The 16,330-nt window shown below is 68.7% G+C and carries 17 protein-coding genes; 8 read left to right on the forward strand and 9 right to left on the reverse strand.

Annotated features, from left to right (window positions below):
- Positions 1 to 37: 37 nt before the first annotated feature.
- Positions 38 to 463 (reverse strand): GlcG/HbpS family heme-binding protein, encoded by a 426-nt coding sequence (locus ACZ6S6_RS17385; protein WP_362953256.1) that lies wholly within the window; start codon positions 461 to 463, stop codon positions 38 to 40.
- 74 nt (positions 464 to 537) lie between these two features.
- Complete coding sequence (locus ACZ6S6_RS17390) at positions 538 to 1,749, reverse strand: MFS transporter (protein ID WP_469706144.1); 1,212 nt, start codon at positions 1,747 to 1,749, stop codon at positions 538 to 540.
- 142 nt (positions 1,750 to 1,891) lie between these two features.
- Here ACZ6S6_RS17390 and ACZ6S6_RS17395 point away from each other — a divergent pair, with 142 nt between their 5' ends.
- From ACZ6S6_RS17395 to ACZ6S6_RS17405, 3 genes are read left to right on the forward strand one after another with little or no spacing between them, the layout of a single operon-like run.
- Positions 1,892 to 2,350 carry a MarR family winged helix-turn-helix transcriptional regulator gene (locus ACZ6S6_RS17395; RefSeq protein ID WP_362953258.1) on the forward strand — a complete coding sequence of 153 codons (459 nt, stop codon included), beginning with the start codon at positions 1,892 to 1,894 and terminating at the stop codon, positions 2,348 to 2,350.
- A 47-nt stretch (positions 2,351 to 2,397) separates the two neighbouring features.
- Complete coding sequence (locus ACZ6S6_RS17400; RefSeq protein ID WP_362953259.1) at positions 2,398 to 2,850, forward strand: GNAT family N-acetyltransferase; 453 nt, start codon at positions 2,398 to 2,400, stop codon at positions 2,848 to 2,850.
- 28 nt (positions 2,851 to 2,878) lie between these two features.
- The gene (locus ACZ6S6_RS17405) at positions 2,879 to 4,042 is read left to right on the forward strand and encodes a winged helix DNA-binding domain-containing protein (protein ID WP_362953260.1); all 1,164 of its coding nucleotides are present in this window, start codon (positions 2,879 to 2,881) and stop codon (positions 4,040 to 4,042) included.
- Between the two features lie 36 nt (positions 4,043 to 4,078).
- Here ACZ6S6_RS17405 and ACZ6S6_RS17410 read toward each other — a convergent pair whose 3' ends face one another.
- Positions 4,079 to 5,461: a serine hydrolase domain-containing protein gene (locus ACZ6S6_RS17410; RefSeq protein ID WP_362953261.1), complete on the reverse strand. Its 1,383-nt coding sequence runs from the start codon at positions 5,459 to 5,461 to the stop codon at positions 4,079 to 4,081.
- A 374-nt stretch (positions 5,462 to 5,835) separates the two neighbouring features.
- Between ACZ6S6_RS17410 and ACZ6S6_RS17415 the strand changes: the two genes are divergently transcribed.
- Positions 5,836 to 6,579, forward strand: coding sequence for a dienelactone hydrolase family protein (locus ACZ6S6_RS17415; RefSeq protein WP_362953262.1), 744 nt, complete (start codon positions 5,836 to 5,838; stop codon positions 6,577 to 6,579).
- Positions 6,580 to 6,681: 102 nt separating this feature from the next.
- Here the strand turns inward: ACZ6S6_RS17415 and ACZ6S6_RS17420 are convergent, their stop codons facing one another.
- Both ACZ6S6_RS17420 and dnaB read right to left on the reverse strand, forming a co-directional pair.
- Complete coding sequence (locus tag ACZ6S6_RS17420; protein WP_362953263.1) at positions 6,682 to 7,515, reverse strand: PIG-L family deacetylase; 834 nt, start codon at positions 7,513 to 7,515, stop codon at positions 6,682 to 6,684.
- 546 nt (positions 7,516 to 8,061) lie between these two features.
- Positions 8,062 to 9,540 (reverse strand): replicative DNA helicase, encoded by a 1,479-nt coding sequence (gene dnaB, locus ACZ6S6_RS17425; RefSeq protein WP_123524846.1) that lies wholly within the window; start codon positions 9,538 to 9,540, stop codon positions 8,062 to 8,064.
- A 459-nt stretch (positions 9,541 to 9,999) separates the two neighbouring features.
- Between dnaB and ACZ6S6_RS17430 the strand changes: the two genes are divergently transcribed.
- Positions 10,000 to 11,337, forward strand: a complete 1,338-nt coding sequence (locus ACZ6S6_RS17430; RefSeq protein ID WP_362953268.1) for an MATE family efflux transporter — start codon at positions 10,000 to 10,002, stop codon at positions 11,335 to 11,337.
- A 127-nt stretch (positions 11,338 to 11,464) separates the two neighbouring features.
- On the opposite strand, the gene rplI is transcribed toward ACZ6S6_RS17430, so the two are convergent.
- From rplI to rpsF, 4 genes are all read right to left on the reverse strand, one after another.
- Entirely contained in the window at positions 11,465 to 11,911 is a 447-nt protein-coding gene (rplI, locus tag ACZ6S6_RS17435; protein WP_362953269.1) for a 50S ribosomal protein L9, read from the reverse strand.
- 18 nt (positions 11,912 to 11,929) lie between these two features.
- On the reverse strand, positions 11,930 to 12,166 hold the full coding sequence (rpsR, locus tag ACZ6S6_RS17440; RefSeq protein ID WP_003967857.1) for a 30S ribosomal protein S18: 237 nt from the start codon (positions 12,164 to 12,166) through the stop codon (positions 11,930 to 11,932).
- Between the two features lie 44 nt (positions 12,167 to 12,210).
- Positions 12,211 to 12,846 (reverse strand): single-stranded DNA-binding protein, encoded by a 636-nt coding sequence (locus tag ACZ6S6_RS17445; protein ID WP_362953270.1) that lies wholly within the window; start codon positions 12,844 to 12,846, stop codon positions 12,211 to 12,213.
- 74 nt (positions 12,847 to 12,920) lie between these two features.
- Complete coding sequence (rpsF, locus tag ACZ6S6_RS17450) at positions 12,921 to 13,211, reverse strand: 30S ribosomal protein S6 (protein ID WP_018101872.1); 291 nt, start codon at positions 13,209 to 13,211, stop codon at positions 12,921 to 12,923.
- Positions 13,212 to 13,491: 280 nt separating this feature from the next.
- Between rpsF and ACZ6S6_RS17455 the strand changes: the two genes are divergently transcribed.
- From ACZ6S6_RS17455 to ACZ6S6_RS17465, 3 genes are all read left to right on the forward strand, one after another.
- A complete protein-coding gene (locus ACZ6S6_RS17455) occupies positions 13,492 to 13,806 on the forward strand; it encodes a hypothetical protein (protein WP_362953271.1) in 315 nt (104 codons plus the stop codon).
- A gap of 190 nt (positions 13,807 to 13,996) precedes the next feature.
- The gene (locus ACZ6S6_RS17460; protein WP_328696292.1) at positions 13,997 to 15,115 is read left to right on the forward strand and encodes a lipid II:glycine glycyltransferase FemX; all 1,119 of its coding nucleotides are present in this window, start codon (positions 13,997 to 13,999) and stop codon (positions 15,113 to 15,115) included.
- 154 nt (positions 15,116 to 15,269) lie between these two features.
- On the forward strand, positions 15,270 to 16,301 hold the full coding sequence (locus tag ACZ6S6_RS17465; protein ID WP_362953272.1) for an alanine racemase: 1,032 nt from the start codon (positions 15,270 to 15,272) through the stop codon (positions 16,299 to 16,301).
- Positions 16,302 to 16,330: the final 29 nt, after the last annotated feature.

Genomic DNA, 16,330 nt, shown 5'->3' on the forward strand with positions numbered 1-16,330 from the left:
GCGACCGGCTCGTCCTGGTTTCCTGGTCGACGCCAACTCAGACGAGGCTGTCCACGGCAGCTGCGGCGAACCCGTGATCCTGCTCGGGCGCTCCGCCACCGACACCGAGAGCGCCGATCAGGCGGCCGTCTCGGTGGACCGGGACACCGCCGGCGATGAACAGCAGCGGCCGGTCCAGCGCGGTCGGCAGGGTGTGGAAGAGCCCTCCCGGCTGGACGGCGTCGACCAGGTCGGCCGTGGGGGCGTTGAGCTGAAGGGCCGTGTAGGCCTTGCGGGTACTGGTCTCACCGGCGATGAGAACGGCCCGGTCGTCGCGGCGGAAGGCCAGCAGATGGCCGCCCGCGTCGAGGACCGTGACCGCCGCGGCGACGCCTGCTGCCTCGGCGGCCGTACGGGCCGCTTCGACGAGCGCCTCCGCGTCCCGCGTGGTGAGCGGGGCGACGGCGGCAGTGATGGTGCTCATGGGGATGTCTCCTTGGTGCGGTGCGGCGCGCTGCGGCGCGCTGCGGGATTTACGCGTGGGATGTGTGCGGCGGATCAGTGCCGGGCCGCCGGCACGGCGGCCGGCTCCGGGATGTGAGCGGCGACCGGACGGCTCCGGGCGGCCGTGCGGCGCTCCAGGGTGCTGGAGACGACGGCGAGGCCCAGGGCGGAGGCGGCGAGGACCGCGCCGACCCAGTTGGGAGCGGTGTAGCCGAGACCGGCAGCGATGACGACGCCGCCGAGCCATGCCGACAGTGCGTTGCCGAGGTTGAAGGCGCCGATGTTCACGGCGGAGGCGAGGGTCGGGGCGCCCGCCGCCTGGTCGAGCACCCTCTTCTGCAGCGGGGGCACGGTCGCGAAGCCCAGGCCACCGATCAGCACGATGGTGACGGCTGCCGCGATCTTGTTGTGCGCGGTCAGGGTGAACAGCGACAGGACCACGGCGAGCGAGCCCAGCGACACGTACAGCAGGGGCATCAGGTGGCGGTCGGCGAATTTGCCGCCGAGCAGGTTGCCGCCGACCATGCCGAGCCCGAAGAGGACCAGCAGCCAGGTGATCGAGGAAGCCGAGTAGCCGGCGATCTCGGTCATCATCGGTGTGATGTACGTGATCGCGGCGAAGACTCCGCCGAAGCCCAGCACCGTCATCGCCATGGCGAGCAGGACCTGCACATTGCGGAACGCGGCCAGCTCGTGGCGGAGCCGGACGCCTTCGGCGCGGGGCTGGTCGGGGACGAGCCGGGCCACTCCGAGAAGGCCGATGACACCGAGACCGGCGACAGCGAAGAACGTGGCACGCCAGCCGACGCTCTGCCCGATGTAGGTGCCGAGCGGGACACCGACGACGTTGGCGACGGTGAGGCCGGTGAACATCATGGCGATCGCACCGGCCTTCTTGTGCGGAGCGACCAGATCGGCCGCCACGACCGATCCGATGCCGAAGAACGCACCGTGGGCGAGGGAGGCGATGACCCGGCCGGCGAGCATCACCTCGAAGACGGGTGCGGTCGCGGACACCACGTTGCCGATGACGAACAGCCCCATGAGGATCATCAGCATGCGTTTGCGGGTGACCCTGGTGCCGAGAACGGTCATCAGCGGGGCACCGAGGACGACACCGAGCGCATAGCCCGTGACGAGGAATCCGGCGGCCGGGATCGAGACCTGGAAGTCCGCGGCCACCTCGGGAAGCAGCCCCATGATCACGAACTCGGTGGTCCCGATACCGAATGCCCCGATGGCGAGGGCGAGGAGCGCGAGCGGCATGGGTTACACCTTCCCTAAAGGTTGCGTCTGCGCCTTACGAGCGTCGACAATAGTTGCAGACGCAGGTTAATTGCAAGCGCGGGCTATTGCGCACGTCGCCTATCCTGTACGTAAGCGGCGCCGGCACGGAGGAGAGACACCCATGACAGCGACGGACCCCGCACTGACCTCCCTCTCCCAGGGCTGGTGCGCGCTCTCCCTGCTCCACGGGAAGATCGAGGCCCATATCGAGCGTGCGCTGCAGAGCCGGCACGACCTCAGCGTGAGGGAGTACTCACTGCTGGACGTGCTGAGCCGGCAGCACAGCGGACCGGGCGGACATCTGCAGATGAAGCAGGTGGCCGACGCCGTCGTACTCAGCCAGAGCGCCACCACCCGCCTGGTCACCCGACTCGAGGACCGCGGTCTCCTGACCCGGTATCTCTGCGACACCGACCGCAGGGGCATCTACACCGATGTCACCGAGTCCGGTCTCGCACTGCTCGCCGAGGCCAGGCCGACCAATGACACCGCCCTGCGCGCCGCACTCGACGAGGCTGCCAAGAACCCCGAGCTGGTCCCGCTGGTGCGGGCGGTCGAGGAGCTGAAGGTCCCCGTATAGCCCGATTGCCGCCGCGTGGCCCGAGGCGGCTGCGTAGGCTGCTGATCATGAGCGATCTGGACATACGTGCCGCGGGCGTCGACGACCTCTCCGAGATCGTGGCCATGCTCGCCGACGATCCGCTGGGTGCCGGGCGCGAGTCGCCGGACGACCTCACGCCGTACCGGGCGGCTTTCCAGCGGCTGGCCGGGGACCCGAACCAACACCTGATGGTGGCCGTGCGCGCGGACCGGATCGTCGGCACACTCCAGCTGACGGTGATCCCGGGCCTCTCCCGACGCGGCTCGACGCGCTCGGTGATCGAGGGCGTCCGTGTCCACAAGGACGAACGCGGCAGCGGACTCGGCACCCGGCTGATCCAGTGGGCGGTGGACGAATCCCGGCGCCAGGAATGCCAGTTGGTCCAGCTGACCTCAGACGCGACCCGGACCGACGCACACCGCTTCTACGAACGGCTCGGCTTCGTCGCCGGCCATGTGGGCTTCAAGCTCGCTCTCTGACCGCAGACCTGCATCCGAGGAGTCCACGGTGCACCACATCAGCGACGAGCAACGCCGCATCAGGCTCGCCGGACGCCATCTCCTGGCACCCGCCCTGCGGGCCGAGTCCCCGGTGGCCGTGGCGGACGCCCTCGTCGCTCTGCACGCCACCGACGCGGCCACCGTCTTCCTGTCCGTCTGCGCCCGGCTCCGCACACCGAACGTCACCGCGGTGGAGAAGTCCCTGTACGAGGACGTCTCACTGGTCCGGCTGCTCTCCATGCGCAACACCCTCTTCGCTGTGCCGGAAGCGCTGGCCCCCCAGATCGAGGCGTCGAATGCCCGCGCGGTGGCTGCCAAGGAGCGCCGAACCTTCCTGAAGCACCTGGCCGAGGACGCACAGGAGCTGGACGAACGCTGGCTGGACGACACGGAGAAGGCCACCCTGACGGCCCTGGCCGCCCGCGGGACAGCCACCGGCAGCGAACTCTCCGCCGCGGTACCCGCCCTGCGTACGAAATTCACGGTCTTCCCCGGCAAGAAGTACGAGGCGGTGCAGGGGGTGGCCTCCCGGGTCATCCGCATACTGGCCGCCGAAGGCCGGATCCGCCGGGACCGGCCCCGGGGCTCCTGGACGTCCAGCCAGTTCCGCTGGACGGCTGCCGAACCCCGGCCGGTGCTCGCAGCCGCCGGGGCACAGGCGGAATTGGCCCTGCGCTGGCTCCGCTCATACGGCCCCGCGTCCGAGGCCGACCTCAAGTGGTGGACGGGCTGGGGGCTCGGGCAGGTCCGCAAGGCCCTGGCAGCCGTCGGAGCCGAGGAGGTGCGGCTCGACGGCGGCGCCACCGCCTGGGTCGCACCGGGAGACACCGAGCCCGAACCGGCGCCGGAGCCCTGGGCGGCTCTGCTGCCCGCGCTCGACCCGAGCGCGATGGGCTGGGCCGACCGCGGTTTCCACCTCACTGCCGAACACCGGGCAGCCCTCTTCGACCGCTCCGGCAACATCGGCCCCACCGTGTGGTGGAACGGCCGCATCGTCGGCGGTTGGGCACAGCACGCCAACGGCGAACCGGTCTGGCGACTCCTGACCGACACCGGCCGGGATGCCACCGCCGCGATCGAGGAGGAGGCATCCCGGCTGGCGGGCTGGGTGGGGGACGCGCGGATCACACCACGCTTCCGCACCCCGCTGGAAAGAGAGTTGACGGCCTGACCGCTCGGCCGTCGTGTTTCACGTGAAACACGACGCTCAACCTTCCAGTCCACGCCACCCGTTCTCGTCCACCCCGCCCGGAACGGCCGCTGCGGGATCGTACGGTTCGCGCGTGAAGACGAACGAACCCAGGTCCAGGTGGTTCACGCTGCCGTCGTCGTTCCGGACGATCCGCAGCGTCTCCCCCGTGTAATAGCCGTCCAGCCCGATCCAGGTGCCGTCCGGCCGGGCGGTGAACCGAGCACTACGGCCATCACCGCGCAGGCCGCGGAGTTCCACCCCGCGATCGGGGTTCAGGCGCAGGATGTAGGTACGCGTGCCCCAGTACCAGGGGCCGGTGAGCGCGAGAAGTTCCGCGTCCACCTCGGGCAGCGGGCGCCACGGCTCCGGGATGCGGGGCTCAGCCTCGGCGACGATGTCCACGAGCTCAGCGGCCACCTCGCCGGGCGGCGGCCCCGAGGTGACGTTGGCGAACACGACCGCGGCCACATCCTCCTCGGCACAGAACCACAGGGCGGCCAGAAAACCAGGAAGCGACCCGGTGTGCCCGACGAGCGTGCGGCCCTTCCTCCGGATCACCTGCAGCCCCAGGCCGTAGTTCCCTTCCCAGTCCCCCGGCTCGGGCGGCGCGGACGGCTCCTTCATCTCCTCCACGGAAGCCGCGCAGAGCACCCGGTCGTCTCCCTCGGCCAGGAAGGCGGCGAACCGGAGGAGGTCGGCGGTGGTGGACCAGAGCTGACCGGCCGGCGCCATCAGTCCGAGGTCCTCGGCCGGCTCGGGCAGCATGACATCCGCCCACGGATGGACAGCCCAGCCACCGGCATGCGGCGCCTCCGCCTCCGGACCCGTACGGTGCATGCCCAGCGGCTCCAGGACCTCACGCCGCAGAACCTGCGCCCAGGGCGCTCCGCGCATGGCTTCGATCAGCGCTCCGAGCACCGTGTAGCCCGGGTTGGAGTAGTGGTGACGACGGCCGGGAGCGTGCATCCGGGTCTGCTCACCGAGCACATCGGCGAGCTCGGGCCGCAGGCTGCCCGGCGTCCGTTCCCACCAGGGAGCGGGCGACTCCGCGCCGAGCCCCGCACTGTGGCCCAGCAGCTGATGGATGGTGGCCTCACCCGCCCCCGTTCCGGGCAGGTGCTTCTCCAGCGGATCGGCCAGATCCAACAGGCCCTCGTCACGCAGCCGCAGGACCAGCACCGCGGTGAACGTCTTGGTGAGGGACCCGATTCTGAACTGTGTGTCGGCATCCGGTGCATGGCCGTCGACGCAGGTGCGCGAGCCGTTCCAGACGGTCTGCCCCTGGCGCTGCACCGCGGCGGCCAGGGAGGGTGAGCGGCCTTCGGCCTGGGCGGTGGCGATGCGGTGCAGCAGAGCGCGCCGCGTACCCGGAAGCAACTGTTCAGCAGGAATAGTCATCGTCAACAACTACCGTCCCGAACCGTCCGGGGCGACCTCATTTCCCGGCCCGCACGAGGGACGGGCCCTCATATAGGGAATGCCCCTCATCGAAACGGGGGGAGCTACCCCAATACACCGCATGTGCCGGGCATCGAAGCAGCACAGGTCCACTGCGGTGTGCGAGCCCACCGGAGCGTGTACCGCACGGTCGACACCGTGGGCCGGCCCACCACGGCCAGCGAACTGGTCGCGAGACCCAGCAACGGCAGAATCGGTCGTCGGGTCGTGTCCTGGTTGCACGGCACCGAGGTGCACCGGAAGGAGGTGGCCTCGGTTCCGCCGACGGTGAAGCCCGGCCCGGCCGGGCTCGACGCTCACTACGGTCCGGTCTCATGACGACGGTTACGACGCGCACGGTGGAATACCCGGCCGACGGCCTGACGATGATCGGGCACCTCGCGCTCCCGGCCGGTGCCGGCCGCCGGCCCGCGGTCCTGGTCGGACCCGAGGGGCCGGGGCTGAACGACTTCCAGCGCCGCCGGGCCGACGCACTGGCCGAGCTGGGTTACGTGGCGCTGGCCTTCGACATCAACGGCGGGCGCTGGTTCACCGACCCCGAGGAGATGCTGGCCCGTTGCATGCCGTTGCTCGCCGACCCCGACCGGATGCGGGGCATCGGTCACGCGGCGCTCGATGTGCTGCGCGCCGAACCGCGGACCGACCCCGACCGGATCGCCGCCGTCGGCTACGGCACCGGGGGCGCAATCGTGCTGGAACTCGGGCGCGACGGCGTCGACCTGCGGGCGATCGGAACGGTCAACGCCCTGACCACAGGCCGACCGGGCGAGGCGGCGCGCATTCGCTGCCCGGTGTGGGCCGGTGTCGGGTCGGAAGACCCCATCATGCCGCCCGCGCAGCAGGACGCGTTCACCGCCGAGATGCAGGACGCGGGCGTCGACTGGCGCCTCGTGGTCTACGGCGGAGCCCTTCACGCCTTCCACCATCCGCCGGTCGACCACACCGTGCGCCCCGGTGTCGGCTACCACCCGCGGCACGCGCAGCGAGCCTGGCGTGACGTCGTCGGCCTGCTCGCCGAGTGCCTGCCCGTCACGGAGCCGTCCCGGCATCAGCTCTGAGAGTCCGGGACGGCAGGTGAGGTCCGACAGCTGCAGGGTCTCGCGGTCGGTGTCGGAGACCGCCCTCGTGGCCGGCTCCCGGGCCCCTGCCGGACGGGCGGATCAGCGCAGTCCGGCGAAGAGATCGTTCTCGGGTACGGCCGCGCCGGTGGCGTCCTTGACGCGTACGAAGGTCTCCAGACCCATGAACTCGCCGAACCTCTCCTTGCCCATCTTGAGGAAGAAGATGTTCTCGCCCTGACTGGCGTGCGCGGCCAGCGCATCGAACTTCTGGCCGCTGAACGCGGTGGTGTCCACCCACGTGGTGATCTCATCGTCGGGAAGGCCGATCTCGGCCATCGCGGCTGCCTCGGCCGGATCCGGCTCCGGCATGTCCTCCTGGAACTCGCGCATGGTCTCCCCGAACCGCTGCATCCTCGAGCGGGGCATCGTCGTCCAGTACACCTTCGGTGTCAGACCGGTCATCTCCAGCGCCGCCATCGTGATGCGGTTGGCCTGGATGTGGTCGGGGTGGCCGTAGAAGCCGTTCTCGTCATAGGTGACGACCACATCGGGCCGGTAGTGCCGCATGAGTTCCGCAAGCCGGGCGGCGCCTTCCTCCACGGGGGTCTGCCAGAAGGATCCGGGGGCGTCGTTGCTCGGCCAGCCCATCATCCCGGAGTCGGCATAGTCCAGCATCTCCAGATCGCTGACCTTCAGGACGTCACAGCTCGCCTCGAGTTCCTGACGGCGCATCGAGGCGACGGCCGCGGGATCGTGCCCGGGATCGCCCGGCTTGACGCCCCCCTTTCCGTCACCGCAACCGCCGTCGGTACACGTCACGAGAACCGTGCGGATGCCTTCCGCCGCGTACCGCGCGAGGATCCCTCCGGTTCCGGTGGCCTCGTCGTCGGGGTGGGCGTGCACTGCCATGAGCGTCAAGGGCCGGTCAGTCATGAAACAGTCCTCCTGCAAACAAATAATGTCGTGGTCCGAGTGCACGGCGGGCGTACCGCGATCCTGCGGCCCGGGTCCTGGTGGGGCGGACGACCTTGCGGTCTCCGCGTTCCCCGCCCGTGCGGCGCCGGTCTCTCGGTCGATGCAACCGTGCCGACCGGACCGCTGTTCCCGGCGGGGCCGCTCAGCCTTCCAGGCGGCGGCGTTTCAACGCGAGAGGCACCATCGCGACCCGCACCTCTCAGCGCCACGTCGAATCCGCCTCCAGCCGGCATCAGCGGCGCGACGGCACGGAGGTCAGCGCGCTCGAAGGAATCAGCAACGTGCACAAGCGCCAGCAGCCGAAAGGCCGCGCCCCCGTCCACCAGCCCCTCCCGGAGACCGCCGCCCCCACCGCGGCATGGTTCCAGTCAGATGCGGTAAGTCCGGCTTGAAGGAGGGGCGTTGGCCCGCCAATCGGGCGCGACTCCTGATGATCTTCCAGTTCTCTACGGCCGCGGTCAAAGAGAAACGGACACGCGAAACGCGAACCTGCACAAGCTCCGATCAGGTCTGCGCCATGTCCACGAAGCGCGAGTAGTGCCCCTGGAAGGCGACGGTGATCGTCGCCGTCGGGCCGTTACGGTGCTTGGCCACGATCAGGTCCGCCTCGCCCGCCCGCGGTGACTCCTTCTCATAGGCGTCCTCACGGTGCAGCAGGATCACCATGTCGGCGTCCTGCTCGATGGAACCGGACTCTCGAAGGTCGGAGACCATCGGCTTCTTGTCCGTCCGCTGCTCGGGGCCACGGTTCAGCTGGGAGAGCGCGATGACCGGCAGTTGCAGTTCCTTGGCCAGCAGCTTGAGGTTTCGGGACATGTCCGAGACCTCCTGCTGTCGGCTCTCGGCACGCTTCGAGCCACCGGACTGCATCAGCTGCAGATAGTCGATGACCACCAGTTTGAGATCGTTGCGCTGCTTCAGGCGACGGCACTTCGCCCGGATCTCCATCATGGAGAGGTTCGGGGAGTCGTCGATATAGAGCGGGGCGGCGGAGACATCCGGCATCCGTCGCGCCAGCCGCGTCCAGTCCTCGTCGGTCATGGTGCCGGAGCGCATGTGGTGGAGCGCCACCCGCGCCTCGGCGGACAGCAGGCGCATCGCGATCTCGTTCCGCCCCATTTCCAGGGAGAAGATCACGCTGGGCAGGTTGCTCTTGATCGAACAGGCCCGCGCGAAGTCCAGGGCGAGTGTGGACTTACCCATGGCGGGACGGGCCGCGATGACGACCATCTGGCCCGGGTGGAGGCCGTTGGTCAGGGCGTCGAGGTCGGTGAAGCCGGTCGGCACACCGGTCATCTCGCCGCTGCGTGAACCGATCGCCTCGATCTCGTCGAGCGCGCCCTCCATGATGTCTCCGAGCGGCAGGTAGTCCTCACTGGTCCGCTGCTCGGTGACGGCGTAGATCTCGGCCTGTGCGGAGTTGACGATGTCGTCGACATCGCCGTCGGCCGCGTATCCCATCTGCGTGATCTTCGTGCCGGCCTCGACGAGACGCCGGAGCACCGCACGCTCATGAACGATCTCCGCGTAGTACGAAGCGTTGGCCGCGGTCGGCACCGACTGGACCAGGGTGTGCAGATACGGGGCTCCGCCCACCTTGGTGATCTCGCCGCGCTTGACGAGTTCGGCCGCCACCGTGATCGGGTCGGCCGGCTCGCCCTTGGCATAGAGGTCGAGGATCGCCTGGAAGACGGTCTCGTGGGCGGGGCGGTAGAAATCGTGGCCCTTGATGATCTCCACTACGTCGGCGATGGCGTCCTTGGACAGGAGCATGCCACCGAGGACGGACTGTTCCGCGTCGAGGTCCTGGGGCGGCACCCGCTCGAACCCCGGGGAGCCGCCTTCCCAGCCGTTGCTTTCCCGGCCGCGGTCGTGCTGCTCGCCGCGGTCCCGGCCCTCGCCCCGGCGCTGGCGGGAAACAGGCAGCCGGTCACTGGGACCGGTGTCGGCCCAGGGGTCGTCCAAAGGCTCGGGAATACTCATCCGGCCACCTCCTCCCGTCCGCTCCGCGGACCTAGCCGTGCCACTCTTTCTTACGGCACGGCACCGACAAACAAGACGCCCGACTCCGGTTGCGGTGTGTCGGGTTCTGCCGGTTTCCAGGGCCGAAACGGGGTGGGGGCGCCGCACCACGGTAGGCCTCCCGGCACCGTCAGCCAATCTGGTTATCCACAGGGCATGTGGACGACGGACCAGATGCTGTGGAGAACCATGCAGAACCTGTGCACGGACCGGGGGACAGCACTGTGGACAAACTCATAGCACCCTCACCATCACCACCCTGACCTGCACGTTCCCCATCCACTGGCTGTGGGGGAGAAAAACTTTCCGAGTCGGTGCAAGATCATGGCAACCCACGCGCAGCAGAACACCGAACCCCAACAAATGTAAGGATCAATAGGGGATTGCATCTGTTACCTGTGGAAGATTAGATTGGCCCCTATGACCCAGGCACCGGCGAGCCCGCCACCCAGTCGCCGTCGGCACGACCGCGAGATCATCGCACTCGCGGTTCCCGCCTTCGGCGCACTCGTGGCCGAGCCTCTTTTCGTCATGGTCGACAGCGCCATCGTCGGCCATCTCGGGACCCCTCAACTGGCCGGCCTGGCCGTTGCCGCGGCCCTCCTGACGACCGCCGTGAGTATCTTCGTCTTCCTTGCCTACGCCACCACAGCAGCAGTCGCCCGACGGGTCGGCGCCGGGGACCTGAGCTCTGCGATCCGTCAGGGCATGGATGGCATCTGGCTGGCCATACTGCTCGGCCTCGCGGTCATCGCTCTGACGCTCCCCCTGGCACCCTGGCTCGTGGAGGTCTTCGGCGCCTCCCACACCGCGGCCCCCTACGCCACCACCTATCTGCGGATCTCCAGCCTCGGCATCCCCGCCATGCTCGTGGTGATGGCCGCGACCGGCGTGCTCCGGGGCCTGCAGAACACCCGCACCCCGCTCTATGTCGCCATCGGCGGCTTCGCAGCCAACGGGGCCCTCAACGTGGGCCTCGTCTACGGCGCCGGACTCGGCATCGCCGGATCGGCCTGGGGCACGGTGATCGCCCAGATCTCGATGGCGGTCGCCTATCTCGTCGTGGTGGTCCGAGGCGCCCGGCGGCACGGCGCCTCCTTGCGCCCCGACGCCGCAGGCATCCGGGCCAGCGCCCAGGCAGGCGTGCCCCTCCTGGTCCGTACGCTGTCGCTCCGTGCCGTTCTGCTCATCGCCACCGCCGTCGCCGCCCGGCTGGGCGACACCGACCTAGCCGCGCACCAGATCATTCTCTCGCTCTGGAGCCTGATGGCCTTCGCGCTGGACGCCATCGCCATCGCCGGGCAGGCCATCATCGGCCGGTACCTGGGGGCCGATGACACACAGGGCGCGCGTGAGGCCTGCCGCCGCATGGTGCAGTGGGGCGTCGCCTCCGGCGTGGTGTTCGGAGTACTGATCGTTCTCGCCCGCCCTCTGTTCGTGCCGTTGTTCACCAGCGACCAGTCCGTCCGGGACACCCTCTTCCCCGCATTGCTGGTGGTGGCCCTGACCCAGCCGATCTCCGGGATCGTCTTCGTCCTGGACGGCGTACTGATGGGCGCCGGGGACGGTCCGTATCTGGCCTGGGCCATGCTCGTCACCCTGGCCGTCTTCGCCCCGGTGGCCCTGCTCGTTCCCACCCTCGGTGGCGGGCTGACGGTGCTGTGGTGCGCGATGGCCCTGATGATGGCCGTTCGCATGGCGACGCTCTGGCTCCGCACCCGCTCGGGCAAGTGGCTGGTCACCGGCGCCGCTCGCTGAGCCACTGGATCCCTGCCTGTTTCACGTGAAACAGGCAGGGATCCAGCACGCTCCCGAAGCCGGAAACGGCGAAGGGCCGCACCCCAAGAGGTGCGGCCCTTCACTGTTCTGCTGAGATGCGGCCTGGTCAGGCAGCAACAACCTCGACGCCGAGCTTCGCAGCGACCTCGGGGTGCAGACGCACGGACACCTGGTGTCCGCCGAGCGTCTTGATCGGCGAACCGAGCTCGACGCGGCGCTTGTCGACGTCCGGACCACCGGCAGCCTTGATCGCCGAGGCGATGTCGGCCGGGGTGACGGAGCCGAAGAGGCGGCCGGCGTCGCCGGAGCGAACAGCCAGACGGACCTTCACGGCCTCAAGCTTGGACTTGATCTCGTTGGCCTGCTCGATCGTGGCGATCTCGTGGATCTTGCGGGCGCGGCGGATCTGCGCCACGTCCTTCTCGCCACCCTTGGTCCAGCGAATGGCAAAGCCACGCGGAACCAGGTAGTTACGGGCGTACCCGTCCTTGACGTCAACGACGTCGCCGGCAGCACCGAGGCCAGTGACCTCGTGGGTGAGGATGATCTTCATGATTCGGTCACCCTTCCCTTATCGCGCGGTGGACGTGTAGGGCAGCAGCGCCATCTCACGGCTGTTCTTGACAGCCGTGGCGACGTCACGCTGGTGCTGCGTGCAGTTGCCGGTGACGCGGCGGGCACGGATCTTGCCACGGTCGGAAATGAACTTCCGCAGCATGTTCGTGTCCTTGTAGTCCACGTACTGGGTCTTGTCCTTGCAGAACGCGCAGACCTTTTTCTTAGGCTTGCGCACAGGCGGCTTCGCCATGGTGTTTCTCCTGTGTGATCAAGAAGTGGGGGTGCGAGCTGCCCTTAGAAGGGCGGCTCGTCCGAGTAGCCGCCGCCAGATCCAGATGCACCAGAGCCGCTGGAACCGCCGGAGCTTCCGCCCCAGCCGCCCCCGCCGCTCTGCTGGCCCCCGCCCTGCTGGCCGCCGGCCGGCGCGCTCGTGGCCCACGGGTCGTCGGCGGGAGCACCGCCACCGCCCTGCTGGCCACCAGCACCGGGACCGCCGCCCCAGTTACCGCCACCCTGCTGACCGCCGCCGTATCCACCCTGGCCCTGGCCGCCCTGGGCACCGCGACCTGTGGTCTTGGTGACCTTGGCGGTGGCGTTCTTGAGACTGGGGCCGACTTCCTCGACATCCAGCTCATAGACCGTGCGCTTGACGCCCTCGCGGTCTTCGTACGACCGCTGCTTCAGCCGGCCCTGCACGACAACGCGCATGCCTCGCGTGAGCGACTCGGCGACGTTCTCCGCCGCCTGCCGCCAGACCGAGCAGGTGAGGAACAGGCCTTCGCCGTCCTTCCACTCATTGGTCTGCCGGTCGAAGATGCGGGGAGTGGACGCGACGCGGAACTTCGCGACCGCCGCACCGGACGGGGTGAAGCGCAGCTCGGGGTCGTCGACGAGATTGCCGACGACCGTGATGACGGTCTCGCCTGCCATGGGTGAACCTCTCGGCGGGGATTGCTTCTGGCTGCTTGCTGCTACTCGAACCCGATGACCACTGAGCTAGAAGCTCAGTGGATCTCGGGACGGAGGACCTTGGTCCGGAGGACCGACTCGTTCAGGTTCATCTGGCGGTCGAGCTCCTTGACGACCGCAGGCTCGGCCTGCAGGTCGATGACCGAGTAGATGCCCTCGGGCTTCTTCTTGATCTCGTAAGCGAGACGACGACGGCCCCAGGTGTCGACCTTCTCAACCTTTCCTTCGCCCTCACGGACGACGGAGAGGAAGTTCTCGATCAGCGGGGAGACTGCTCGCTCCTCGAGATCGGGGTCGAGGATGACCATCACCTCGTAGTGACGCATGTGGAACCCACCTCCTTTGGACTCAGCGGCCACGGTCGTTCCGTGGCAGGAGGGTCGTGATGCGTAAGCAACAGTGTCTCCGAGTAAAACAGCCGCCACTGACAACGCCCTCCGTCGAGAAGGGGCCGACCTGTGGTGGCCTGGGCAGACACCGGTGCAGACCGTACAGAGTACCTGTAGGGAGGCTTCCGGTTGAAATCCGGTGGTCAGGAGACGCAATCTGTACACATCGGGTGTGAGCGGCGCCACGACGCGCCGCCTTTCGGCCAGGAGGTACTCCATGGCACACGCAGTGCGATCCCGCCCTTCCGTTTCACTCCTCGCCACGGACGGCAGGGCCCATCCACTCCAGGACGCCCTGATGCTGGTGACGCTGGGTCTCGGCATCCTCGCGTTCGTGACAGCGATGTTCCACAGCCTGCATCTGATCAGCTCGTGGGCCGGGCTCGTCGGAATTCTCACAGGTGCGTACGGGCAGTACATCTCCGTGACGACGCGGGAGAGGTTCCTGCTGATCCTCGGTATCGGAGCCTCCGCCGTCGGGTTCTTCCTCGGCATGGCCCACGGTGGCCTCTTCGGCGGCGTGGTGGGCTGAGCGGGCCGGGATCAGCGGTCCCGGCACGGGCTCGGGACGGCGTCGCAGTCCGGCGCCGTCCCCTGCCCCACCGGCCGGAACCGTCCCGGTACGACAGGGCCAGACCGCGCGCTTCCCGGTCACAGTAGGCTTCGGCGCGAGAGCCGGAGCCCCTGACCGATGGGGACACACCTGCCGAGGAGCGCCCCGCATGAGCCTGACCCTGAGGACCATCAGCCGTGAGCAGCATCTGGCGTACATCCAGAGTCTGCCCGCGGCGAGTCACATGCAGGTCCCGGCATGGGCGGATGTGAAGGCCGAGTGGCGCTCGGAGAGCCTGGGCTGGTTCGACAAGAGCGGCGAGCTCGTCGGCGCCGGCCTGGTGCTCTACAGGCAGCTGCCCAAGATCAAGCGGTACCTCGCTTATCTGCCCGAGGGGCCGGTCATCAACTGGTACGCCCCGAACCTGGCCGACTGGCTGCAGCCGATGCTGACGCATCTCAAGCAGCAGGGCGCCTTCTCGGTGAAGATGGGCCCGCCGGTCGTCATCCGCCGCTGGGACGCCCACGCGATCAAGGCCGGTATCCAGGACCCCGACGTGAAGCGCCTGCGCGATGTCGAGGCCACCCATATCGAGCCCCGTGCCTTCGAAGTCGCGGACCGGCTGCGGAAGATGGGGTGGCAGCAGGGCGAGGACGGCGGCGCCGGATTCGGTGACGTACAGCCCCGCTACATCTTCCAGGTGCCGCTGGCGAACCGCTCGCTCGAAGACGTCCACAAGGGCTTCAACCAGCTCTGGCGGCGCAACATCAAGAAGGCCGAGAAGGCCGGTGTCGAGGTCGTCCAGGGCAGCTATGCCGAGCTCGCCGAGTGGCAGCGGCTGTACGAGATCACGGCCGAGCGAGACCACTTCCGGCCGCGCCCGCTCGGCTACTTCCAGCGCATGTGGACGGCCCTCAACAACGAGGACCCCAACCGGATGCGGCTCTACTTCGCCCGCCACGAGGGCGAGAACGTCGCGGCCGCGACCATGCTGATCGTCGGCGGTCACGTCTGGTACTCCTACGGCGCATCGGCCAACCACAAGCGCGAGGTCCGGCCCTCGAACGCGATGCAGTGGCGGATGCTCCGTGACTCGTACGCCATGGGCGCCACCGTCTACGACCTGCGCGGCATCTCCGACTCCCTGGACGAGACCGACCACCTCTTCGGTCTGATCCAGTTCAAGGTGGGTACCGGTGGGCAGGCGGCGGAATACCTCGGTGAGTGGGACTTCCCGCTCAACAAGCTGCTGCACAAGGCGCTCGACATCTACATGTCCCGCCGCTGATCCGCGACAGAGGGATCCGCGGCACAGGGATCCGTGACACAGGGATCCTTGGCACAAGGCTGACGAAACCGGCTTCATTCGTTTCAATGGGCTCTTCAAGAAGCTCTTCATACCTCTGATACACCGCAGCCACCAGAAAGGTTCCGGACCGGCCATGGCGCTCTCCCTGTACGTCGACACCGCGCGCTGGCGGGCGCACCAGAAATCCGTGCTCGATCAGTTCCCCGGCCTCGTACCGGTCTGCAAGGGCAACGGGTACGGCTTCGGCCACGAACGGCTGGCCGACGAGGCGATCCGCTTCGGCTCCGACACGCTCGCGGTCGGCACCACCTACGAAGCAGCCCGGATCAAGGACTGGTTCAGCGGCGATCTGCTGGTGCTCACACCGTTCCGGCGGGGTGAGGAGCCGGTGCCGCTGCCCGACCGGGTCGTCCGTTCCGTGTCGTCCGTGGACGGGGTGCACGCCCTGGTGGGCGCCCGCGTCGTCATCGAGTGCATGAGCTCGATGAGGCGGCACGGCGTCAAGGAGGAGGAGCTCGGGCAGCTGCACGCGGCCATCGAGGACGTACGGCTCGAAGGCTTCGCCCTGCACCTGCCGCTGGACCGCACCGACGGCTCGGACGCGGTCGAGGAGGTCATCGCCTGGATGGACCGGCTGCGGGCGGCCCGGCTGCCGCTGCACACGATGTTCGTCAGCCATCTCCGGGCCGAGGAGCTGGGCCGGCTTCAGCAGCAGTTCCCGCAGACCCGCTTCCGTGCCCGCATCGGGACCCGGCTCTGGCTCGGCGATCACGAGGCGACGCAGTACCGCGGTGCCGTGCTCGACGTCACGCGCGTCGTCAAGGGCGACCGGTTCGGCTACCGGCAGCAGAAGGCCGCCTCCGACGGCTGGCTGGTGGTCGTCGCGGGCGGTACGTCGCACGGGGTGGGCCTGGAGGCCCCGAAGGCGCTGCACGGCGTGATGCCGCGCGCCAAGGGCGTCGCCCGCGCGGGCCTGGCCACCGTCAACCGCAATCTGTCGCCGTTCGTCTGGGCCGGCAAGCAGCGCTGGTTCGCCGAGCCGCCGCACATGCAGGTGTCGATCCTGTTCGTGCCCTCGGACGCCGAGGAGCCGAGGGTCGGCGACGAGCTGGTGGCCCACCTGCGCCACACCACCACGCAGTTCGACCGTCTCGTCGACCACTGACGCACGCCGGGGCCGCCGCAGCGGCGGCC

This window comes from Streptomyces sp. NPDC048671 (assembly GCF_055587045.1).